The 21,317-nt window shown below is 63.0% G+C and carries 19 protein-coding genes; 9 read left to right on the plus strand and 10 right to left on the minus strand.

The genetic code is table 11. The features are described from left to right. Positions 1–17 precede the first annotated feature (17 nt). The 4 genes from J4P02_RS15140 to J4P02_RS15155 all read right to left on the minus strand — a co-directional run bounded on the left by J4P02_RS15140 (position 18) and on the right by J4P02_RS15155 (position 3,900). Positions 18–854, minus strand: coding sequence for a cache domain-containing protein (locus J4P02_RS15140; protein WP_426191568.1), 837 nt, complete (start codon positions 852–854; stop codon positions 18–20). Positions 855–970: 116 nt separating this feature from the next. Continuing rightward, positions 971–1,807, minus strand: a complete 837-nt coding sequence (locus J4P02_RS15145; RefSeq protein WP_426191569.1) for an ATPase — start codon at positions 1,805–1,807, stop codon at positions 971–973. Between the two features lie 105 nt (positions 1,808–1,912). Continuing rightward, entirely contained in the window at positions 1,913–2,905 is a 993-nt protein-coding gene (locus J4P02_RS15150; RefSeq protein ID WP_426191571.1) for an NAD-dependent epimerase/dehydratase family protein, read from the minus strand. Positions 2,906–3,000: 95 nt separating this feature from the next. Next, complete coding sequence (locus tag J4P02_RS15155) at positions 3,001–3,900, minus strand: LysR family transcriptional regulator ArgP (RefSeq protein ID WP_426191573.1); 900 nt, start codon at positions 3,898–3,900, stop codon at positions 3,001–3,003. 111 nt (positions 3,901–4,011) lie between these two features. On the opposite strand from J4P02_RS15155, the gene J4P02_RS15160 reads away from it, so the two are divergent. The 8 genes from J4P02_RS15160 (at position 4,012) to J4P02_RS15195 (ending at position 13,471) form a co-directional block, all read left to right on the plus strand. Then, positions 4,012–4,416 (plus strand): ACT domain-containing protein, encoded by a 405-nt coding sequence (locus tag J4P02_RS15160; protein WP_426191575.1) that lies wholly within the window; start codon positions 4,012–4,014, stop codon positions 4,414–4,416. Positions 4,417–4,418: 2 nt separating this feature from the next. After that, the gene (locus tag J4P02_RS15165; RefSeq protein ID WP_426191656.1) at positions 4,419–5,021 is read left to right on the plus strand and encodes a LysE/ArgO family amino acid transporter; all 603 of its coding nucleotides are present in this window, start codon (positions 4,419–4,421) and stop codon (positions 5,019–5,021) included. Positions 5,022–5,197: 176 nt separating this feature from the next. Further along, a complete protein-coding gene (locus J4P02_RS15170) occupies positions 5,198–5,794 on the plus strand; it encodes a superoxide dismutase (RefSeq protein WP_426191577.1) in 597 nt (198 codons plus the stop codon). Between the two features lie 302 nt (positions 5,795–6,096). Continuing rightward, complete coding sequence (locus tag J4P02_RS15175) at positions 6,097–8,148, plus strand: putative bifunctional diguanylate cyclase/phosphodiesterase (protein WP_426191579.1); 2,052 nt, start codon at positions 6,097–6,099, stop codon at positions 8,146–8,148. Positions 8,149–8,311: 163 nt separating this feature from the next. Beyond that, positions 8,312–9,652: an imelysin family protein gene (locus J4P02_RS15180; protein ID WP_426191581.1), complete on the plus strand. Its 1,341-nt coding sequence runs from the start codon at positions 8,312–8,314 to the stop codon at positions 9,650–9,652. 190 nt (positions 9,653–9,842) lie between these two features. Further along, complete coding sequence (locus J4P02_RS15185) at positions 9,843–11,264, plus strand: di-heme oxidoredictase family protein (RefSeq protein ID WP_426191583.1); 1,422 nt, start codon at positions 9,843–9,845, stop codon at positions 11,262–11,264. Between the two features lie 42 nt (positions 11,265–11,306). Further along, a complete protein-coding gene (locus J4P02_RS15190; RefSeq protein ID WP_426191585.1) occupies positions 11,307–12,371 on the plus strand; it encodes an imelysin family protein in 1,065 nt (354 codons plus the stop codon). 2 nt (positions 12,372–12,373) lie between these two features. Further along, positions 12,374–13,471, plus strand: coding sequence for a DUF1513 domain-containing protein (locus tag J4P02_RS15195; RefSeq protein ID WP_426191658.1), 1,098 nt, complete (start codon positions 12,374–12,376; stop codon positions 13,469–13,471). A 92-nt stretch (positions 13,472–13,563) separates the two neighbouring features. Here J4P02_RS15195 and J4P02_RS15200 read toward each other — a convergent pair whose 3' ends face one another. The 5 genes from J4P02_RS15200 to colR all read right to left on the minus strand — a co-directional run bounded on the left by J4P02_RS15200 (position 13,564) and on the right by colR (position 17,339). Continuing rightward, positions 13,564–13,788 (minus strand): hypothetical protein, encoded by a 225-nt coding sequence (locus J4P02_RS15200; protein ID WP_426191587.1) that lies wholly within the window; start codon positions 13,786–13,788, stop codon positions 13,564–13,566. Positions 13,789–13,790: 2 nt separating this feature from the next. After that, positions 13,791–14,504: a lipopolysaccharide kinase InaA family protein gene (locus J4P02_RS15205; RefSeq protein WP_426191589.1), complete on the minus strand. Its 714-nt coding sequence runs from the start codon at positions 14,502–14,504 to the stop codon at positions 13,791–13,793. 4 nt (positions 14,505–14,508) lie between these two features. Further along, a complete protein-coding gene (locus J4P02_RS15210) occupies positions 14,509–15,189 on the minus strand; it encodes a class I SAM-dependent methyltransferase (RefSeq protein ID WP_426191591.1) in 681 nt (226 codons plus the stop codon). A gap of 196 nt (positions 15,190–15,385) precedes the next feature. Next, positions 15,386–16,666, minus strand: a complete 1,281-nt coding sequence (locus J4P02_RS15215; RefSeq protein WP_426191593.1) for a sensor histidine kinase — start codon at positions 16,664–16,666, stop codon at positions 15,386–15,388. Next, entirely contained in the window at positions 16,656–17,339 is a 684-nt protein-coding gene (gene colR / locus J4P02_RS15220) for a two-component system response regulator ColR (protein ID WP_426191595.1), read from the minus strand. The genes J4P02_RS15215 and colR overlap by 11 nt, the downstream gene beginning before the upstream one ends. A 202-nt stretch (positions 17,340–17,541) precedes the next feature. On the opposite strand from colR, the gene J4P02_RS15225 reads away from it, so the two are divergent. Further along, positions 17,542–19,491: an LTA synthase family protein gene (locus tag J4P02_RS15225; protein WP_426191597.1), complete on the plus strand. Its 1,950-nt coding sequence runs from the start codon at positions 17,542–17,544 to the stop codon at positions 19,489–19,491. A 142-nt stretch (positions 19,492–19,633) separates the two neighbouring features. Here J4P02_RS15225 and groL read toward each other — a convergent pair whose 3' ends face one another. Then, on the minus strand, positions 19,634–21,280 hold the full coding sequence (gene groL, locus J4P02_RS15230) for a chaperonin GroEL (RefSeq protein WP_426191599.1): 1,647 nt from the start codon (positions 21,278–21,280) through the stop codon (positions 19,634–19,636). Positions 21,281–21,317 lie beyond the last annotated feature (37 nt).

The raw sequence follows: 21,317 nt of genomic DNA on the forward strand, positions 1-21,317 counted from the left end.
GGAGCCTGCTGGCCCGATCAGGGGCTGTAGTACCCCACCGCCACCAGCAGCTTGCCGACCTTGCGCAGGTAGGCGTGCTTGTCCTCGACCTTGCCGGTCACCGGATTCTTCCAGCGGTACTGGTATTCCCCCTGATCCTGGCCAGCCATCAGCGCCAGGATCGGCTCGCCCACCGGCTTGCCCTCCGGGTCCCTAACCTTGGCGAAATCGGTATTGAGCAGGCGCAGGTTGGTGCCATGGGCCAGGTAGCGCCGGCTGTCGAGATCCACCACGAACACATAGAGATCGTCTTCGAGAAAGCCGCCACGCAGATCGTTGATTGCCTTGAGTGTTGCCGTGCGATCAGTGCCCAGGGCCGTGGCCGCCCGTTCCAGCAGGGCCTTGGCCTGCTCCGCCGAGGCCCTGGGCAGGTAATAGCCCACCGCCAGGATGCGCTCGCCGACGCGCTGGAAATACACGTGCTTGCGTTCGATCTTGCCGTCGGCCCAGTTCTGCCAGCGGTATTCGGCCTGCTGGATACCCTGGGCCTCCGGGGTTTTCAGCGCATCCTTGAACGCCTTGCGCAGGTCCGGGCCCAGCACCTCGGACACATTGCGGCCGATCAGCGCCGAGGAAGGCCCGCCACTGGCCAGCATCACCCCCCGGGTATCCACCACGAACACATAGCGATCCTGATCAACGAACTCGCCCTGGCGACTGAAGGCGGCAAAGGCCTTGTCACCCTGCTCGTGGTAATAGCCCAGGGCCTTCTCCAGCAGGGCCCGCGCCGCCACCCCGTCATCCGCCGCCTGCACCGGGCCCAGGCACAGCAACAGCAACCAGCCCAGCCAGGTCGTTTTCTGCCAATGCCGCATCGCTCGCTCCTCGTTCCGATTGACGTTGCAAGAGCGTAGACGGCTGCAGGATATGGGTGAACATTCAGCGCACGCCAGTGCCCTGTCGCGTCGATGCGCGACAGGGCACAAGCCTTTCAAGGACGGGTGTTGATCTGCTGTTGCAGGTTCTGGATCTGGCTTTGCAGGGTGTTGATGTTGCGCGTGACCTGCCCGCGGAAAGCATCGAACTCGGCGGTGCTGGCGCCGTTCTGGGCGGCGGCGGGACGGTTGTCCTGCTGGCTCTTGAGCACGATCAGGTCCTGCTCCAGGCGCTCGATGGCGGCGCTCGGATTGCCCTGCTTCTTCAGCGCGGCCAGATCGGCACTCAGGCTCTTGAGCTGGGCATCGACCTTGCCGCTGTCGGCCTGGGCGCCCTTGAGGCCGGCCAGTTCGCCGCTCAGGGCTTTCACCTGTGCCTGTAACTGCGCATTGGCCGCCTGTTGCTCGGCAGCCTGGGCGCCGATCTGCGCCAGGCGCTTGTCCAGGTCGGTGGCCTGCCCTGCCACGCCCTGCTGCTGGCGATTCTGGTCCTGCAGACGGTTTTCCAGCTGCTTGATCTGCAGCTTCAAGGCTTCGCTGTCAGTGGTGACATTGGTCTGGCTGGCCACCACCTTGCCGGAGATATCCTGCAAGCGTCCGGCAGCTTCTTCACTGATCCTGGCGAAGCTTTCCTGGGTCGCCACCAGTTGCTGCTCCATCAGCGAGATCTGCTGGAAGCTCCACCAGGCCAGGCCCATAAAGGCAAAGAACAAGGCGCCCACCAGTGCCCAGAGCGGGCCGGTGCTGGGCCCCTTGGCCTTCACCACCGGGGCCGTGCGCGAATGCACCGTGGTGCGTTCGCGGGCAGCAGCGCTGGCGGGAAATACGTCGTCGTCCGGGTCGGCTCGCAGGCTGGGAACATCATCGAAGTCGTCGTGTGCATCGTTACGCATGGGGCAACCTTAGTGAAACGCGGTGATGGCTGAGTGCGGCGAGTATAAACCGCTAATGCATCCAACTTGTCGAGCGCACCGGGCAACGCCGCTCGCGGTTTGATTTCAGCTGATGTCCTGGGCTTTCCACCAATTGCAGAATTCATCCAGGGCGGTCCACAGGCTGACCCTGGGTTCATAGCCGAGGTAATGCCGGGCGCGGCTGATGTCGAGGGTGAAGTTGCGGTGCATCACCTGCATCCCCAGGCGCGACAGGGTCGGTTCCGGACGCCCCGGCCAGAGCTTGCAGAAGCCTTCGTTGAGGGCCGCCACGCTGTAGGCCAGGCCGAAGGAACGGTAGCGGGTCACTTGCGGCACCTGCATCTGGCGCATCACGTAGTTGACCACGTCCCACAGCGGCACCGGCGTACCGTTACTGATGTTGTAGACCTTGCCCAGGGCCGAACCGCTGGCCTGCAAGCTGCTGAACAGGGCGTCGTTGAGGTTGTGCACGCTGGTGAAATCGACCTTGTTCAGGCCGTTGCCGACTATCGCCAGACGCCCCTTGCGCTGCATCTTCAACAACCGCGGGAAGATGCTCATGTCCCCGGCGCCGGTGACGAAGCGCGGCCGCAGGGCGATGACTTCCAGGCCGAATTCCTGGGCCCCGAAGACCTTCTGCTCGGCCAGGTACTTGGTGGCTGCATAAGGGTGCTTGAAGCGCTTGGGCACCTGCTCCTCGGTCAGCCCCAGGTGATCGCGGCCATCGAAATAGACCGAGGGCGAGGACAGGTGCACCAGGCGCTGCACCCGCTGCTTGAGACAGGCTTCGACCACATTTTCGGTGACCTGCACATTGCCCTGGTGGAAGTCCTGATAGCGGCCCCACAGGCCCACGGCGCCAGCGCAGTGCACCACGCTGTCGACGTCGCGGCAGAGCTCGCGCACCAGGTCGGCGTCACCCAGGTCGCCCTGGACGAACTCGGCGCCACGGCGCACCAGATGTTCCACGGCCTCGGCACGCCGGCCATTGACCCGTACATCGAGGCCCTGCTCAAGGGCAAAGCGGGCAAAGCGCCCACCAATGAAGCCGCTTGCGCCGGTAACCAGAATCTTCATGAGTAATCCTAAAAAGCAGTGACTAGCAACGAGCTGCAAGCTGCAAGTTAAAAAGCCATGTGCAAGTTGTCCACTTGCAGCTTGAGGCTTGACGCCTAAGGCTGCTCCCAAGGCACCAGCCATTGTGCCGATGAACGCGCCAGGTGTTCGGTAAGCAAGCCCAGCAATTGGCCGCCATTGCGCCAATGATGCCAGTACAGCGGTACATCGATGGGCTTATTCGCCAGCAATTCCACCAGTTGACCGCGCTCGAGCTGCTCGCGAACCTGCAGCTCGGGCACCAGCCCCCATCCTAGGCCGGCCTCGGTAAGGCGGATAAAGCCTTCGGAAGAGGGGCACAGATGATGCTCGAAACCACCGTCCACGCCCAATGACGCCAGGTAGCGATGCTGCAGGAAATCATCGGGGCCGAACACCAGCGCCGGAGTCCGGGCCAGCTGTGCGGCGTGCACCCCCTGGGGAAAATGCCGGGCGATAAAGGCCGGGCTGGCCAGCGCCCGATAACGCATGGCCCCCAACAGCAGGCTGCGGGCACCGGCCACCGGGCGCTCGCTGGCACAGACACAGGCCGCCACCTCGCCGGCGCGCATGCGCTTGAGGCCCACGGTCTGGTCTTCCACCACCAGGTCCAGCAGCAAGTGATGCTCGGCGCAGAAGTCGCCCACCGCTTGCGCCCACCAGGTGGCCAGGCTGTCGGCGTTGAGGGCGATGCGCAGGCGCTCCGGCAAGCCTTCCTCATCCAGCGCCGGCACCAGGCTTTGCAGATCCCGCTCCAGCAGGCGCACCTGCTGCACATGGTTGAGCAAGCGTCGGCCGATTTCCGTGGGGGTCGGCGGTGTGCCCCGTACCAGCACCGGCTGGCCGACCCGGGCTTCCAGCAGCTTGATGCGCTGGGATATCGCCGACTGCGACAACCCCAGCACCTGGGCCGCCCGTTCGAAGCCTGCCTGTTCGATCACCGCGGCCAGGGCGGAGAGCAGCTTGTAGTCGAACATCAGTTTTCCTAATGAGTGATCAGCAATATTGGTTTTTCTTATATAACCTGAAACCGGAAAATAGCCAGCACAAAGCCCCTGCATTGCCTCTTCGTTCAAGGATTTCTGTTTATGGCCGGTGAAACCTCCCTCACAACCCTGCTGCGCAGCATGAGCCCGCAGCTCAATGACGGCGAATACGTGTTCTGCTCCATCGCCGAGCGCAGCCTGTTGCAGGACTGCGAAGCGCTGGGCAGTTTTCGCGAGCGGGAAGGCCTGACAGTGATTGTCCCCCGGCATGAGGCCGAGCGCCTGGGCCTGGGGTACGACTACGTGGCGGCCTGGATCACCCTCAATGTGCATTCAGCACTTGAGGCCGTGGGCCTGACAGCGGCCTTCGCCGGTGCCCTGGGGCAGGCCGGAATCAGCTGCAACGTGATTGCCGGCTACTACCACGACCACCTGTTTGTCGCTCACGCCGATGCCACGCGAGCGATGCAGGTGCTGCAACAACTGGCCGCCGGCGAGGAGCAATGACCATGTGGCAAAGCTATGTAAATGGCCTGTTGGTGGCCGCCGGCCTGATCATGGCGATCGGCAGCCAGAACGCGTTCGTCCTGGCCCAGAGCCTGCGTCGCGAGCATCACCTGCCGGTGGCAGCGCTGTGCATCACCTGCGATGCGCTGCTGGTAGCGGCCGGGGTGTTCGGCCTGGCCACGGTACTGACCCAGAGCCCGATGCTGCTGGCGGTCGCACGCTGGGGTGGCGCGGCCTTCCTCATCTGGTACGGCGCCCAGGCCCTGCGCCGGGCCTGCGCCAAGCAGAGCCTGCAACAGGGCGAAGGCCAGACCGTGCGCTCGCTGCGGGCGGTGATGCTCAGCGCCCTGGCGGTCACCCTGCTCAACCCCCACGTGTACCTGGATACCGTGCTGCTGATTGGCTCCCTGGGCGCGCAGCAGGTCGAGCCCGGCGCCTATGTGGTGGGGGCCGCGAGTGCCTCCCTGCTGTGGTTCCTCACCCTGGCTCTGGGCGCCGCCTGGCTGGCTCCGTGGCTGGCCAGGCCCGGCACCTGGAGGGTGCTCGACCTGCTGGTGGCGGTGATGATGTTCAGCGTGGCATGGCAACTGATCAGCGCTGCGTGACTTATTCCAAAAGGCTCTGGAACCTCTATCCCACACAGTTGTTGCGTGGTTAAGGCGCCCCCCCGATGCTATGATCCGAACCCTGCGCCGCAAAGAGTACAAACTCCCCGGCGCTTGTCTGGCCGCCCGTGATCGGCCTTGCGCTCACCGCAACTGACCTGATTAGGAGAATCATCATGGCTTTCGAATTGCCGCCGCTGCCCTACGCACACGATGCCCTGCAGCCGCACATTTCCAAGGAAACCCTGGAATACCACCACGACAAGCACCACAACACCTACGTCGTGAACCTGAACAACCTGGTGCCAGGCACCGAGTTCGAAGGCAAGACTCTGGAAGAGATCGTCAAAACCTCTTCGGGCGGCATCTTCAACAACGCGGCCCAGGTCTGGAACCACACTTTCTACTGGAACTGCCTGGCGCCAAACGCCGGCGGCCAACCTACCGGCGCACTGGCTGAGGCCATCAACGCCGCTTTCGGTTCGTTCGACAAGTTCAAGGAAGAGTTCACCAAGACTTCGGTTGGCACCTTCGGTTCCGGCTGGGGCTGGCTGGTGAAGAAGGCCGACGGCTCCCTGGCCCTGGCCAGCACCATCGGCGCCGGCAACCCGCTGACCAGCGGCGACACCCCGCTGCTGACCTGCGACGTCTGGGAACACGCCTACTACATCGACTACCGCAACGTGCGTCCAAAGTACGTCGAGGCGTTCTGGAACCTGGTCAACTGGAAGTTCGTGGCTGAGCAGTTCGAAGGCAAGACCTTCGTCGCCTAAGCCCGCTTGCAGTACAAAAAACCCGGCCTGGCCGGGTTTTTTTTGCCTGTGGCAATGCTGGGATCTTGTCCCGCCCGGTTGAAACGCTAAGATTCATTACAGGTAAAAAACAGCGCCACCCTCAAGTTGCAAGGCGTCGCGACCGACACACTATCCACGGCAAGCGCAATCCTGAATCCACTCACCCGGGCCTGGCCCGCGGATGTCCTGTCTTTGGCCTTGATGTCACTTTGACGGCCACCACGGGATTGCCAATACTCACGGCAACTTGGCGCTACACGCACGGAACAAGGAATAACCCTTTGAAGCTGGAACTCAAAAACAGCTTGTCGGTGAAGTTGCTCCGGGTCGTGCTGCTGTCGGCACTCATAGTAGGCGTGGTCCTGAGCTGCGCGCAGATCGTCTTCGATGCCTACAAGACTCGGCAGGCGGTGGCTAACGATGCCCAGCGCATTCTCGACATGTTTCGCGACCCATCGACCCAGGCGGTGTACAGCCTGGATCGGGAAATGGGCATGCAAGTGATCGAAGGCCTGTTCCAGGATGACGCGGTGCGCATGGCGTCCATCGGTCATCCCAATGAAACCATGCTCGCGGAAAAGACCCGCGACCTGCAGCAATCCCACAGCCGCTGGCTCACCGACCTGATCCTCGGCCAGGAACGCACCTTCACCACGCAACTGGTAGGGCGCGGCCCCTACAGCGAATACTACGGCGACCTGAGCATCACCCTGGACACCGCGACCTACGGCCAGGGCTTCATCATCAGTTCGGTGATCATCTTTATTTCCGGGGTACTGCGGGCCCTGGCCATGGGCCTGGTGCTGTACCTGGTCTACCACTGGCTGCTGACCAAGCCGCTGTCACGCATCATCGAACACCTGACCACCATCAATCCCGATCGCCCCGCCGAGCACCAGTTGCCGTTGCTCAAAGGTCATGAAAAGAACGAGCTGGGGATCTGGATCAACACCGCCAACCAGTTGCTGGCGTCCATCGAGCGCAATACCCATTTGCGTTACGAAGCGGAAAACAGCCTGTTGCGCATGGCCCAGTACGACTTCCTCACCGGCCTGCCGAACCGCCAGCAACTGCAGCAGCAACTGGACAAAATCCTGGTGGACGCCGGACGCCTGCAACGCCGGGTGGCGGTGCTTTGCGTCGGCCTGGACGACTTCAAGGGCATCAACGAACAGTTCAGCTACCAGACCGGCGACCAGTTGCTGCTGGCCCTGGCCGATCGCCTGCGCGGCCACAGCGGTCGTCTCGGCGCCCTGGCACGCCTGGGTGGCGACCAGTTCGCCCTGGTGCAGGCCGATATCGAACAACCCTATGAAGCCGCAGAGCTGGCGCAAAGCATTCTCGACGACCTGGAGGCGACCTTCGCCCTCGACCATCAGGAAATCCGCCTGCGCGCCACCATCGGCATCACCCTGTTCCCGGAAGACGGCGACTGCACCGAGAAGCTCCTGCAGAAGGCCGAGCAGACCATGACCCTGGCCAAGAGCCGGTCGCGCAACCGCTATCAGTTCTATATCGCCAGCGTCGACAGCGAGATGCGTCGGCGTCGGGAACTGGAGAAGGACCTGCGCGAAGCCCTGGCCCGAGACCAATTCCAGCTGGTCTACCAACCGCAGATCAGCTACCGCGATCATCGGGTGGTGGGGGTCGAGGCGCTGATTCGCTGGCAGCATCCAGAGCACGGCATGGTGCCCCCGGACCTGTTCATTCCCCTGGCCGAGCAGAACCGCACCATCATCGCCATTGGCGAATGGGTGCTGGACCAGGCCTGCCGGCAACTGCGCGAATGGCACGACATGGGTTTCAGCGAGCTGCGCATGGCGGTCAACCTGTCCACGGTGCAACTGCACCACGCCGAGCTGCCGCGGGTGGTCAACAACCTGCTGCAGATCTACCGCCTGCCACCCCGCAGCCTGGAACTGGAAGTCACCGAGACCGGCCTGATGGAAGACATCAGCACCGCCGCCCAGCACCTGTTGAGCCTGCGCCGCTCCGGTGCGCTGATCGCCATCGACGACTTCGGCACCGGCTACTCGTCCCTGAGCTACCTCAAGAGCCTGCCCCTGGACAAGATCAAGATCGACAAGAGCTTCGTCCAGGACCTGCTGGAAGACGATGACGACGCGACCATCGTTCGCGCCATCATCCAACTGGGCAAGAGCCTGGGCATGCAGGTGATCGCCGAGGGGGTGGAAACCGCCGAGCAAGAGGCCTACATCATCTCCGAGGGCTGTCATGAAGGTCAGGGCTACCACTACAGCAAGCCGCTGCCGGCGCGAGAGCTGGTGGCCTACCTGAAGCAGGCGCAACGCAGCAACGCGGCCATTCTCTGAAATACCCGCTGCGCAGGCCCGCCAAACGCCTGCGCAATCCCTTGCCGAACAAGAAATATTTACCGGCACAAGCCTTTACACATAATGCAAATCTTTCGCATTATGTCGCAGTTTTTGCGCGCCCCCGCGCCGTCCACTCCCCTCTCGAAGCAGGATGTTCGCCATGATTCGTATGCCTCTGGCTACCGCCAGTCTGTTGGCCATCGCTATTTCCCTCGCCGGCTGTGGCGAAGGCAAAGACGACAAGGCTGCCGTTCAAGCGCCGACCCCGGCTGCCAGCACTGCCACCCCGGCCAGCGACGCTGCCGGCAAGGTCGACGAAGCCGCCGCCAAGGCCGTGGTCGCGCATTACGCCGACATGGTATTCGCCGTCTACAGCGATGCCGAATCCACCGCGAAGACCCTGCAAAGCGCCATCGACGCCTTCCTCGCCAAGCCCAACGACGAAACCCTGAAAGCCGCCAAGGCCGCCTGGGTCGCCGCTCGCGTGCCGTACCTGCAGAGCGAAGTGTTCCGTTTCGGCAACACCATCATCGACGACTGGGAAGGCCAGGTGAACGCCTGGCCACTGGACGAAGGCCTGATCGACTACGTCGACAAGAGCTACGAGCACGCGCTGGGCAACCCGGGCGCCACCGCCAACATCATCGCCAACACCGAGATCCAGGTCGGCGAAGACAAGGTTGACGTCAAGGACATCACCCCGGAAACACTCGCCAGCCTGAACGAGCTGGGCGGTGCCGAGGCCAACGTCGCCACCGGCTACCACGCCATTGAATTCCTGCTCTGGGGCCAGGACCTCAACGGCACCGGCCCAGGCGCCGGCGCCCGCCCAGCTTCCGACTACCTGGAAGGTGCCGGTGCCACCGGCGGCCACAACGAGCGTCGCCGTGCCTACCTGAAAGCCGTGACCCAACTGCTGGTCAACGACCTGGAAGAAATGGTCGGCAACTGGAAACCGGACGTGGCCGACAACTATCGCGCCACCCTGGAAGCCGAACCGGCCGATACCGGCCTGCGCAAGATGCTGTTCGGCATGGGCAGCCTGTCCCTGGGCGAACTGGCGGGCGAGCGGATGAAGGTATCCCTGGAAGCCAACTCCCCTGAAGACGAGCAGGACTGCTTCAGCGACAACACCCACAACTCGCACTTCTACGACGCCAAGGGCATCCGCAACGTCTACTTGGGCGAGTACACCCGGGTCGACGGCAGCAAGATGACCGGCGCCAGCCTGTCGTCCCTGGTGGCCAAGGCCGACCCGGCCGCCGACGCGGCGCTCAAGGCCGACCTGGCAGCCACCGAGGCCAAGATCCAGGTCATGGTCGATCACGCCAACAAGGGCGAGCACTACGACCAGCTGATTGCCGCGGGCAACGAGTCCGGCAACCAGATCGTGCGTGACGCCATCGCCGCGCTGGTCAAGCAGACCGGTTCGATCGAGCAGGCCGCAGGCAAGCTGGGCATCAGCGACCTGAACCCGGACAACGCCGATCACGAGTTCTGATCCCCGTAGCACCTGGCAAAAAGGCGACCTTCGGGTCGCCTTTTTCATGCCCGGCAGGTTCGCCTCGCACCCAGCCGCCCCCCAAGGCCCGACTTGCTCTGGGTCAAACCAAACGATAATTCCTCTTATTCAATCCAGGCTGCCCTGTTAGACTTTGCGCCCTTGTTTTGCTCGTCTTGCAGGATGTCCGATGCCTTCGTTGCCGCTTCGCTGGTCCGCTCTGTTCATGGCCCTGTGCCTGAGTGCCTGCGATGATGCGCCGCGCTTTACCCAGGCCGAACCCGGTGAAGCCCGTGCCGGCGGCGCGACCACGGTGAACAAGAGCGATCGCAACGCCTTTTCCCTGCCCTCGGCCAACCTGCCGCCTACTCGCCGCCTGGATTTCAGCGTCGGCAACAGCTTTTTTCGCAGCCCCTGGGTCATAGCCCCATCCACCACCACCGCCCGTGATGGCCTGGGCCCGCTGTTCAACACCAATGCCTGCCAGAACTGCCACGTCAAGGACGGCCGCGGCCATCCGCCAGCGCCCGATGCGCTGAACGCGGTGTCGATGCTGGTGCGCCTGTCGATTCCGGATACCCCGGCCCTGGCCAAGCTCATCGAACAAGTCGGTGTGGTGCCTGAGCCGGTGTATGGCGGGCAGTTGCAGGACATGGCCATTCCCGGTGTCGCCCCGGAAGGACGGGTGCGGGTCGACTACGAGCCGGTGCCGGTACGCTTCAAGGACGGCACCCTGGTGGAACTGCGCCGGCCCAGGTTGCAGATCACCGACCTGGGCTACGGCCCGATGCACCCGGACACGCGCTTCTCGGCCCGAGTGGCACCGCCGATGATTGGCCTCGGGCTGCTGGAGGCGATTCCCGAAGAGGCGATCCTGGCCAACGCCAAGCCGGCCAGCAACAACGCCATTGCCGGCCGGCCCAACTGGGTCTGGGACGATGCCCGGCAACAGACCGTGCTCGGGCGATTTGGCTGGAAAGCCGGGCAGCCGAACCTCAATCAACAAAATGTTCACGCGTTTTCTGGTGATATGGGCCTGACCACCGGCCTGAGGCCCTTCGATGACTGCACCGACGCGCAAACCGCCTGCAAACAGGCCCCCAACGGCAATGGCCCGGACGGTGAGCCGGAGGTCAGTGACAATATCCTGCGCCTGGTGCTGTTCTACACGCGCAACCTGGCGGTGCCGGCGCGGCGTGATGTCGACTCGCCTCAGGTGCTGGCCGGCAAGAATCTGTTCTACCAGGTCGGTTGCCAGTCCTGTCACACCCCAAGCTTCACCACCGCGGCCAATGCCGCGGAACCCGAACTGGCCAACCAGTTGATTCGCCCTTACAGCGACCTGCTGCTGCATGACATGGGCGAAGGCCTGGCGGACCACCGCAGCGAGTTCAAGGCCAGCGGCCGCGACTGGCGCACCGCGCCGCTGTGGGGCATCGGCCTGACCGAAACCGTCAGCGGCCACACCCAATTCCTGCATGACGGCCGGGCCCGCAACCTGATGGAAGCGGTGCTCTGGCATGGCGGCGAAGCCGAAGGCGCAAAACAGCAGGTGCTGGCCTTCAATGCCGAGCAGCGTGCCGCGTTGCTGGCCTTCCTGAATTCTCTATAACGCTCGACTCATACGTTTCTCCACAATAAAGGGAGCCCGAACATGTTCCGCCCCAAACTGCTGTTCACCAGCCTTGCCGCACTCGCCCTGGGCGCCTGTTCGCCCCAGGACCCTCAAGCCGTAACCTCGGCAGCCATCGCCAAGCAGGTGATCCTGCCGACCTACAGCCGCTGGGTCGACGCCGACCGCCAACTGGCCATCAGCGCCTTGGCCTTCTGCGAAGGCAAGCAGAACCTGGAGACCGCCCGTGCCGATTTCCTCCACGCGCAGAAAGCCTGGGCCGAGCTGCAACCGCTGCTGATCGGCCCGCTGGCCGAGGGCAACCGTTCCTGGCAGGTGCAGTTCTGGCCGGACAAGAAAAACCTGGTAGGGCGTCAGGTCGAGCAACTGGTCACCGCCAGCCCGCAGATCGATGCCGCTGCGCTGGCCAAGTCCAGTGTGGTGGTGCAGGGCCTGTCGGCCTATGAGTACATCCTCTTCGACAGCAAGATCGACATGGCCAACAGCGAGCAGAAAGCCCGCTACTGCCCGTTGCTCAGCGCCATCGGCGAACGCCAGAAGCAACTGGCCGAAGAGATCCTGGCCAGCTGGAACACCAGTGACGGCATGCTGGCGCAGATGAGCAAGTTCCCCAACCAGCGCTACGCCGATTCCCATGAAGCCATCGCCGACTTGCTGCGGGTCCAGGTCACGGCTCTAGATACCCTGAAGAAGAAGCTCGGCACCCCCATGGGCCGCCAGACCAAGGGCATCCCGCAGCCGTTCCAGGCCGATGCCTGGCGTAGCCAGTCGTCGCTGCAAGGTCTGGAAGCCAGCCTCAGCGCGGCCCAAACCGTCTGGGCCGGGGTCGATAACAAGGGCCTGCGTGGCCTGCTGCCGGCCGAGCAGAAGCCGTTGGCCGACAAGATCGACGCCGCCTACGCGGCCTCGCTGAAACTCTTTGCCAGCACCCAGCGCTCGCTGACCGAAATGCTCAATGACGACGCCGGTCGCCAGCAACTGAGCGATCTGTATGACAGCCTCAACGTGGTCCATCGCCTGCACGAAGGCGAGCTGGCCAAGGCGCTGGGTATCCAGCTGGGCTTCAACGCCAACGACGGTGACTGATGATGCTGCGACGTCAGGCTTTGGCGCTGGGCAGCCTGCTGCTCAGCGCGGTGACCTTGGGCGGCTGGACGCTGTTCAGGCAAAAGGACAAGCAGCCCTTGCTGCTTTCGGCCAGGGACGATGGTGACGGCAAGCACTATGCCGTCGGGTATCGACTGGACGGCAAGCAAGTCTTTGCCACCCAGGTCGGCCAGCGTTGCCATGACATCATCAATCACCCGCAGTTGCCCATCGCCCTGTTCGTGGCGCGGCGCCCGGGCACCGAAAGCTACCTGATCGACCTGCGCGACGGCCGTCTGCTACAGACCCTGGTGTCCCGGGCCGACCGGCATTTCTATGGCCATGCGGTGATCCACAAGAGCGGCGAATGGCTGTACGCCACCGAGAATGACACCCGCGATCCGGGCCGGGGCCTGCTTGGCGTGTATCGCTTCGAAGGCGAACGCCTGGTGCACAGCGGCGAGCTGTCGACCCATGGCATCGGCCCGCACCAGGTGTCGTGGATGCCTGATGGCGAGACCCTGGTGGTGGCCAATGGCGGTATCCGTACCGAGGCCGAGAGCCGGGTGGAGATGAACCTCGATGCCATGGAGCCAAGCCTGGTGCTGATGCGGCGCGACGGCAGCCTGCTGAGTAAGGAAACCCTGGCCCAGCAGATGAACAGCGTGCGCCACATGGGGATCGCCAGCGACGGCACCATTGTCACGGGGCAGCAATTTATGGGCGCCGCCCATGAGTCCTCGGAACTGCTGGCGATCAAGCGCCCGGGCCAGCCCTTCGTGGCCTTCCCGGTGCCCGAGCAGCAGCTGCAGGCCATGGGGCACTACACCGCCAGTGTCGCCGTGCACAGCGAGCTGCGGCTGGTGGCCCTGACGGCGCCACGGGGCAATCGCTTCTTTATCTGGGACCTGGACAGCGGCGCGGTACGGGTCGACGCGCCATTGCCGGACTGCGCCGGGGTGGGTGCGGTGGCCGATGGTTTTGTGGTGACCTCGGGGCAAGGTCGTTGCCGTTTCTATGATTGCCGCCAGGCGCAGATCACCGCCAAGCCCCTGGAGCTGCCGGCCGGTCTCTGGGACAATCACCTGCATCTGGTCTGAAGCCCTCGCCGGTATCGAACGGGCGGCTAGTTCTGCAACAGGGAAAACCAAAAGCCTCGCAATGCGAGGCTTTTGACTATGGGGAGATGGATTCAGCTCTGGGGTTTCAAGCCCTGGGTCATGCCGAACATGAACAGCAGCAGATCATGATCGGGCCTGGCCGCCACCGAGGTCTTGGCGACCCGTGGCAACGGACAATGGCCGCCTTGAGCGGCGCTGAGTACCTGCATTCGCGGCTGCTCCCAGACAACCACGGCCAGAGAAGCAACTGCCAAGGCTCCTGCCAGGAACAAACCTCGTGCAATTTCTAGCTTCATAGCTATAAACCTTTGATGGAGCTGCCAAACACCGTTTTGTAAAAGTAGTAGAGCTTTTGCCAATCCGCGTCGTTCCACGACGAATGGCGACGCAACTGCTTGAGGTCGTGGGCGGCAGCTCGCTGGCTGCTCAGGCGCTGGCGGCACTTTTCGAAATCCAGCAGTGCAACGCTCGGGCGGGCCTGTTCACCCTCTCCCTCAACCCGCACGAAAACATGCTTGGCATACAAACAGCCATGTTGCCAACGCCCCTTATGCATGCGCGCCAGGGTCGTTGCCAGCTCCTGCAGTAACCGATCATGAAAGGCTTCGCCAAAGCGCTCACGCTCTCCAGCGGCGTACCAGTGGTCGATTTCCACAAAACCTTCGAGCGCTGCGGTGACCAACAAGGCCTGCCATTGGTGTTCGGGGCCACGACGGGCACCGCAGAACACCAGTTCCGGCACGCCGACATCCAGCAGGCGCAAGCCTTGCAGGGCAGCAAGCTCGCGCAGGACAGTCGGCCGACCGAAAGGATGCTGCCAGCTGCGGTAAATATGCCCGATCTGCCGCTTGGCATAGAGCAAGCGACCACTGCTGCTCAGAATGCGCTGGACACCACTCTCGCCACCTCGCCGCTGGTTGGGTTCCTCGACCCATTCACCCTGCTGGTTCCAGAAGTGTTCGAAGCAATCCGTGGGCGCAGCATCCATCTGCGAAGCACATTCAACGGTCATTCTCTTACCTCTTGCGTAGTACGTAGACCCGCCACATGGCGTAGAGCGGAAAGAAGTCCAGGTGTTCCTGGACACGAAAACCGGCTTGCCTGAATTCTTCTTCGACCGTGGCCGCCGGTAACACGAAACGATTCTGGTAACCCTGCTGCCCAGTTTCCGACTGCCGCTTGCGCTCCATGCGCTTGCGCTTCCAGGCCTTGAAGTTGCCATCAACCCACAGCGAGATGATCACGCTGTCGCGGCTAACCCGCTGAAACTCCCGTAGTAGAGCCATACGGTGCTCGGCTTGGCCTATATGGTGCAACAGCCGCATGGAGAAAATGCAGTCCACGGCGTTATCCGGCAAATCGATGGCAAATGCCGATGTTTGCAAGGCTCGTACCCGCTTCACCACTTCGGCCGGTTGCGCCACCGTGGCGGTGCTGAGCATAGCCGCTGAGTTGTCGGCGCCAATGATGACTCTATTGCTTTTCTCGGCCAGCAACGGCCAGAAACGACCTGCACCACAGGGCAGGTCCAGCACCAGGCCCGGCTCCCCGGCCAGGCTCAGGGCCGTACGCGCCAGTTGCTCATCACGCCTGTGGGACAGGCGTCGCGCCAAGCCATCCTGATGCTTGAGCAAATACTCCTGGGCGTGTTGGGCATCGTATTTGTCGGAAAACTCCAACTTGATCGGGGCAGCCATCGCAAGTCTCCTGCAATTGATGGCGCCACCTTAGGTCCGACCGTGTCAGTTGCAGGTCATCCCCTTGTGAAAACTTCGTGCTGTCCAACCCGGAAATATTTCAGCGTTTTACAGGCAGCAAACGCTGGCCTGGGGCCACTTTAAGCGAAAAATCGACAAGTGACTGTCCCTGAAAAACCGGTCCAGTCACCAAAAGTCATGCCTTGGCCGAATCCAGCTGAACGTAAAAACGACAGCCATTGGGGGTCATGGTGCTAAGGCTGACACTCCAGCCCTGGTTCTCGCAGATCCGCTGGACCAGGGACAGGCCCAGGCCCAATCCTTCGCCACGTTTTTCATCCCCGCGCACGAATGGCTGGAACATTGCCTCGCGCTTCTCCTCGGGAATGCCCACGCCACTGTCTTCCACCACAAAGCCACCCGGCTCCAGGCTCAGGCGGATATAGCCCTGCTCGGTGTAATGCAGGGCATTGCGCAACAGGTTGCCCATGACCGCGTGCAGGAAGGTGGCGTTGTAACGCTCATCACCCGGCTGGCCTGGCTCGAAGATCAGCTCGATGCCCTTGGCCTTGATCGAGTCGCTCCAGATCCCGATCAGGTCGTTGGCCGCCTGCCCCAAGGTCAGTTGCGGCGACATGCTGGCGTCTTCACGCTGGGCACGGGCCAGCATCAGGAAGGTCTGCACCAGCTCGCGCATCTCTTCGCAGGCCCTGGCAATGCGCTCGACCTGGGCGCGACCACGCGAGTCCAGGGCCGGATTTTCCAACAGCAGCTCGCAGGAGGTGGCCAGCACCATTAGCGGCGTGCGCAGTTCGTGACTGACATCGCTGGTAAACAGCCGCTCGCGATTCAGCGCCTGACGCAAACGCCCCAGGGTCGCATCGAAGGCGATGGCCAGTTCGCCCACTTCATCCGCCGCATAATCGGGCGCCAGAGGCGGTGCCAGGCCCAGTAGCTGATCCCGGTGTCGCACCTGGCGAGCCAGGCGCACCACCGGCGCCATCACCCGGCGTGCCAGGATCCAGCCGAGAAACACCGCCAGCGCCAGGCTGAGGACGAAGCCCACCAGCACCACCGCGAACAGCACCCGCTCGCGCTCTTCGAAATCGCTCTGATCCTGCAGCAGCACATAACGCCGGCCGTCCACCACTTCGACCATGGCGTGATAGGACAGCTGCTCGCGGAACACTTCGTGAAACCCCGGGTCCAGGTGGCGCAGGTCCTTGGGCAGGTTGAAATCGCCAGGGCCACCGCTGTAGTAGAACAGCTGGTCGGGCTCGGGACGGTGGCTCCAGTCGCCGACGTTGTCCATCAGCAGCAGGCGTTGCAGGTCGCCCCCCAGGCCCGCGGAGATGAGTTTCTCCTCCACCAGGTGCACGGTTGCCACGATGCCCATGGCGAAGGCTCCCGCCACCAACGCACTCATCAAGGCAAAGGCGATGATGATGCGCTGGGCCAGGCTCTGCTTAAACTCCATCACGGCCCTCGGCCAGGCGGTAGCCGACACCATGCACCGTTTGCAGCAAGGGCTTGGCGAACGGTTTGTCGATCACCTGGCGCAACTGGTGCACATGGCTGCGCAGGCTGTCGCTGTCCGGGCAGTCGTCGCCCCACAGGGCTTCTTCGAGGATTTCCCGGCGTAACACATGGGGGCTCTTCTGCATCAGCACCGCCAGCAGTTTGAGACCTACCGGGTTGAGCTTGAGCAGGCGTCCTTCGCGGGTGACTTCCAGGGTGTCGAGGTCATAGCTCAGGTCGGCGACTTGCAGCGTCCTGCGGCCACCACCCTGGGTACGGCGCATCACCGCCTCGATCCGCGCCGCCAGCTCCGACAGGGCGAAGGGCTTGAGCAGGTAGTCGTCGGCCCCGGACTTGAAGCCCTGGAGACGGTCGTCCAACTGATCGCGAGCGGTGAGCATGATCACCGGGGTGTCGCGCCGGGCATCTTCGCGCAGGCGCTTGCACAGGGTGAAGCCATCGATCCCCGGCAGCATGATATCGAGCACGATCAGGTCGTAATGCTCGGTGGCGGCCAGGTGCAAACCGGACAGCCCGTCCTGGGCGCAATCCACGGTATAGCCCTTGAGCCCCAGGTAATCTGCCAGGTTGGCGAGAATATCGCGGTTGTCTTCAACCAGTAGAATTCGCATCGACTCTCTCTCCGAACACATTGCGGCCGTCTTGGCTCGCGCAGCTTAAGGCCAAGTCCGGCTCGCCGCCAGCCTTGGCCAACCACACTTGAGGTAGTTTGCCGCGCATCGGGGCTTAACGAGTTTTTCACCAGAGGTTCACAACCTGACTACAGGGACAAGCCCAGACTGCGGGCCGTTTGCCCACAAGGAACACCCCCCGATGGACCTTCTCAAGACCGCTCCAGCACGCCTGGTGCTATTGCTGACCAGCACCTGGCTGGCGATTTTCCTCCTGACCCGCAGCGTCCTGCTCATCACTCACCTCGACGAAGCCGGTAGCGGCCTGCTGCCGGTGTTCACCCTCGGCCTGCTCTACGACCTGGGTTTCCTGGCCTACGCCGCCCTGCCCCTGGGCCTCGGCCTATTGCTCTGCCCGCCGGCCCTGTGGCGCCGTCGCGGGATGCGCTGGTTGTTGCAGGGCCTGTTCAGCCTGAGCCTGTTCGCCATGCTGTTCACCGCCGTGGCCGAATGGCTGTTCTGGGACGAGTTCGGCGTGCGTTTCAACTTTATCGCCGTCGACTACCTGGTGTACTCCGACGAGGTCTTGAACAACATCCTCGAGTCTTATCCGATCGGGCTGCTGATGAGCCTCCTGGCCCTGGCCGCGCTGGTCCTCAGCCTGCTGCTGCGCAAACCGCTGCTAGCCGCCCTGAATGCACCACTGCCAGCTTTGCGCGGGCGCCTGCTCGGCGCCCTGGGCTTGCTGCTGGTGGCCGGCGCCAGCCTGCAGTGGCTGAGCCAGGACAGCCCCCGGGCCCAGGGTGGCAACGCCTACCAGAATGAGCTGGCGAGCAATGGCCCGTACCAGTTCTTCGCCGCGTTTCGCAATAACGAACTGGACTACCAGCAGTTCTACCGCAGCTTGCCGGCCGAGGTGGTGGCCCGGCAGATGCGCGCCGAACTCGCCGAACCCAATGCCCGCTTCATCGGCCAGGACCCGCTGGATATCCGTCGCGCCATCGATAACCCGGGCACCCCGCGCAAGCCGAACATCGTGCTGGTAACCCTGGAAAGCTTCAGCGCCAAGTACATGGGCAGCAACGGCGACGCGCGCAACCTGACCCCCAACCTCGATGCCCTGCGCGCCCAGAGCCTGTACTTCAACAATTTCTACGCCACGGGCACCCGCACCGATCGCGGCCTGGAAGCCATCACCCTGGCAATCCCGCCAACGCCCGGACGCTCGATCGTCAAGCGCATCGGGCGCGAAAGCGGCTTTGCCAGCCTCGGCCAGCAACTGCAGGCGGTGGGCTACGACAGTGTGTTCGTCTATGGCGGGCGCGGCTACTTCGACAATATGAACGCCTTCTTCAGCGGCAACGGCTACCGGGTGGTGGACCAGAGCAGCGTCGACGAGTCCGAGATCCACTTCAAGAACGCCTGGGGCATGGCCGACGAAGATCTGTACGCCCAGACCCTGAAACTGGCGGACGCCGACTATGCCCAGCAGCGGCCCTTCCTGCTGCAACTGATGAGCACCTCCAACCATCGCCCATACACCTACCCTGACGGTCGGATCGACATCAAATCCGGCAATGGCCGTGACGGTGCAGTCAAATACACCGACTACGCCATCGGCGAGTTCCTCAAGGCGGCGCGGCAGAAACCCTGGTTCGACAACACCATTTTCGTGTTCGTCGCCGACCACACTGCGGGCAGCGCCGGCAAGGAAGACCTGCCCATCAGCAACTACCAGATCCCCCTGTTCATCTATGCCCCCGGGTTGATCCCGGCGCGGGAAAGCGCCCAGCTGGCCAGCCAGATCGATCTGGCGCCAACCTTGCTGGGCCTGCTGAACCTGGATTACGAGTCGACCTTTTTCGGCCGCAACTTGCTGCAGGACAACCCGCTGCCGCCCCGGGTACTGGTGGGCAACTACCAGCACCTGGGCCTGTTCGACGGTCAGGACCTGGCAATTCTCAGCCCGCGCCAGGGGCTGCGCCGGCATGACCAGGCCCTGGGAGCCAGCCAGGAATCCCGGGCAGCGGACAACGACCCACTGATCCAGCGCGGCATCAGCTATTACCAGAGCGCCAGCTACGGCTTCAAACAGCAGCTGCTGGGCTGGAAGGCGCCCAAGGCCACGGCGGGCGAACTGAGCCAGCGCTGACGCCCGGCGCCGGCAAACCCGTTCCTGACGACAGGAGCGGGCTCACCCGCCAAGCCCCTGCTGCCAAGCGCTTTGTGCAGATGTAAAAAAGCCCCGCCGGTTTTCACCGGCGGGGCTTTTTAGTTGCAGGGGTAAGGCTGGCTTACATCATGCCGCCCATGCCACCCATGCCGCCCATGTCTGGCATGCCGCCGCCAGCTGGAGCATCTTTCTTCGGAGCCTCGGCCACAGCGGCTTCGGTGGTCAGGATCAGACCGCCGATGGAAGCAGCAGCTTGCAGTGCCGAACGGGTTACCTTGGTTGGGTCCAGGATGCCCATTTCGATCATGTCGCCGTATTCACCGGAAGCAGCGTTGTAACCGAAGTTACCTTTGCCGTTCTTCACTTCGTTGACCACAACGCTTGGCTCGTCACCGCTGTTGGCGGCGATCTGACGCAGCGGAGCTTCAACGGCACGGCGCAGAACCGCGATACCTACGTCCTGGTCAGCGTTGTCGCCTTTCAGGTCGACGAGTGCTTGCAGGGCACGGATCAGGGCCACGCCACCGCCAGGCACCACGCCTTCTTCAACGGCCGCACGGGTAGCGTGCAGGGCGTCTTCAACGCGGGCTTTCTTCTCTTTCATTTCAACTTCGGAGCCAGCGCCAACCTTGATCACTGCTACGCCGCCGGACAGCTTGGCCAGACGCTCCTGCAGTTTTTCACGGTCGTAGTCCGAGGAAGTCTCGGCCACTTGAGCACGGATCTGAGTGATGCGGGCTTCGATGTCGGACTGGTTGCCGGCGCCGTCGACCACGGTGGTGTTTTCCTTGGACAGGGTGACGCGCTTGGCGCTGCCCAGGTGCTCCAGGGTGGTGCTTTCCAGGCTCAGGCCGATCTCTTCGGAGATGACGGTACCGCCGGTCAGAACGGCGATGTCCTGCAGCATGGCCTTGCGACGATCGCCGAAGCCTGGTGCCTTGACGGCAGCGACCTTGACGATACCGCGCATGTTGTTCACCACCAGGGTGGCCAGGGCTTCGCCTTCAACGTCTTCAGCCACGATCAGCAGTGGGCGGCCGGCTTTGGCAACGGCTTCCAGCACAGGCAGCATTTCGCGGATGTTGGAGATCTTCTTGTCCACCAGCAGGATCAGCGGGCTGTCCAGCTCGGCAACCATGGTGTCTGGCTTGTTGACGAAGTACGGGGACAGGTAGCCACGGTCGAACTGCATGCCTTCAACGACCGACAGTTCGTTTTCCAGGCCAGTGCCTTCTTCAACGGTGATCACGCCTTCCTTGCCCACTTTCTCCATGGCTTCGGCAATGATGTCGCCGATGGAGTTGTCGGAGTTGGCGGAGATGGTGCCTACCTGAGCGATGGCCTTGGTGTCGGCGCATGGCTTGGACAGAGCCTTGAGCTCCTTGACCACAGCGATGGTGGCCTTGTCGATGCCGCGCTTGAGGTCCATCGGGTTCATGCCGGCAGCGACGGCTTTCAGGCCTTCGTTGACGATCGACTGAGCCAGAACGGTAGCGGTGGTGGTGCCGTCGCCAGCGTCATCGTTGGCACGGGAGGCAACGTCTTTGACCAGCTGCGCGCCCATGTTTTCGAAACGGTCTTCCAGTTCGATTTCCTTGGCTACGGAAACGCCATCCTTGGTGATGGTCGGAGCGCCGAAGCTCTTTTCCAGGATCACGTTACGGCCTTTCGGGCCCAGGGTAGCCTTTACCGCGTCAGCCAGGACGTTGACACCGGTGAGCATTTTCTTGCGGGCGGAATCGCCGAATTTAACTTCTTTAGCAGCCATGATCGATATTCCTTAAATACTGTGTAGTAGCGGGAAA

This window comes from Pseudomonas sp. NFXW11 (assembly GCF_049887815.1).
Lineage (GTDB): Bacteria > Pseudomonadota > Gammaproteobacteria > Pseudomonadales > Pseudomonadaceae > Aquipseudomonas.

Coding starts and splice junctions, on each gene's coding strand:
- J4P02_RS15140 (WP_426191568.1), bottom strand. CDS start 854: ATGCGGCATTGGCAGAAAACGACCTGGCTGGGCTGGTTGCTGTTGCTG.
- J4P02_RS15145 (WP_426191569.1), bottom strand. CDS start 1,807: ATGCGTAACGATGCACACGACGACTTCGATGATGTTCCCAGCCTGCGA.
- J4P02_RS15150 (WP_426191571.1), bottom strand. CDS start 2,905: ATGAAGATTCTGGTTACCGGCGCAAGCGGCTTCATTGGTGGGCGCTTT.
- J4P02_RS15155 (WP_426191573.1), bottom strand. CDS start 3,900: ATGTTCGACTACAAGCTGCTCTCCGCCCTGGCCGCGGTGATCGAACAG.
- J4P02_RS15160 (WP_426191575.1), top strand. CDS start 4,012: ATGGCCGGTGAAACCTCCCTCACAACCCTGCTGCGCAGCATGAGCCCG.
- J4P02_RS15165 (WP_426191656.1), top strand. CDS start 4,419: ATGTGGCAAAGCTATGTAAATGGCCTGTTGGTGGCCGCCGGCCTGATC.
- J4P02_RS15170 (WP_426191577.1), top strand. CDS start 5,198: ATGGCTTTCGAATTGCCGCCGCTGCCCTACGCACACGATGCCCTGCAG.
- J4P02_RS15180 (WP_426191581.1), top strand. CDS start 8,312: ATGATTCGTATGCCTCTGGCTACCGCCAGTCTGTTGGCCATCGCTATT.
- J4P02_RS15185 (WP_426191583.1), top strand. CDS start 9,843: ATGCCTTCGTTGCCGCTTCGCTGGTCCGCTCTGTTCATGGCCCTGTGC.
- J4P02_RS15190 (WP_426191585.1), top strand. CDS start 11,307: ATGTTCCGCCCCAAACTGCTGTTCACCAGCCTTGCCGCACTCGCCCTG.
- J4P02_RS15195 (WP_426191658.1), top strand. CDS start 12,374: ATGCTGCGACGTCAGGCTTTGGCGCTGGGCAGCCTGCTGCTCAGCGCG.
- J4P02_RS15200 (WP_426191587.1), bottom strand. CDS start 13,788: ATGAAGCTAGAAATTGCACGAGGTTTGTTCCTGGCAGGAGCCTTGGCA.
- J4P02_RS15205 (WP_426191589.1), bottom strand. CDS start 14,504: ATGACCGTTGAATGTGCTTCGCAGATGGATGCTGCGCCCACGGATTGC.
- J4P02_RS15210 (WP_426191591.1), bottom strand. CDS start 15,189: ATGGCTGCCCCGATCAAGTTGGAGTTTTCCGACAAATACGATGCCCAA.
- J4P02_RS15215 (WP_426191593.1), bottom strand. CDS start 16,666: ATGGAGTTTAAGCAGAGCCTGGCCCAGCGCATCATCATCGCCTTTGCC.
- colR (WP_426191595.1), bottom strand. CDS start 17,339: ATGCGAATTCTACTGGTTGAAGACAACCGCGATATTCTCGCCAACCTG.
- J4P02_RS15225 (WP_426191597.1), top strand. CDS start 17,542: ATGGACCTTCTCAAGACCGCTCCAGCACGCCTGGTGCTATTGCTGACC.
- groL (WP_426191599.1), bottom strand. CDS start 21,280: ATGGCTGCTAAAGAAGTTAAATTCGGCGATTCCGCCCGCAAGAAAATG.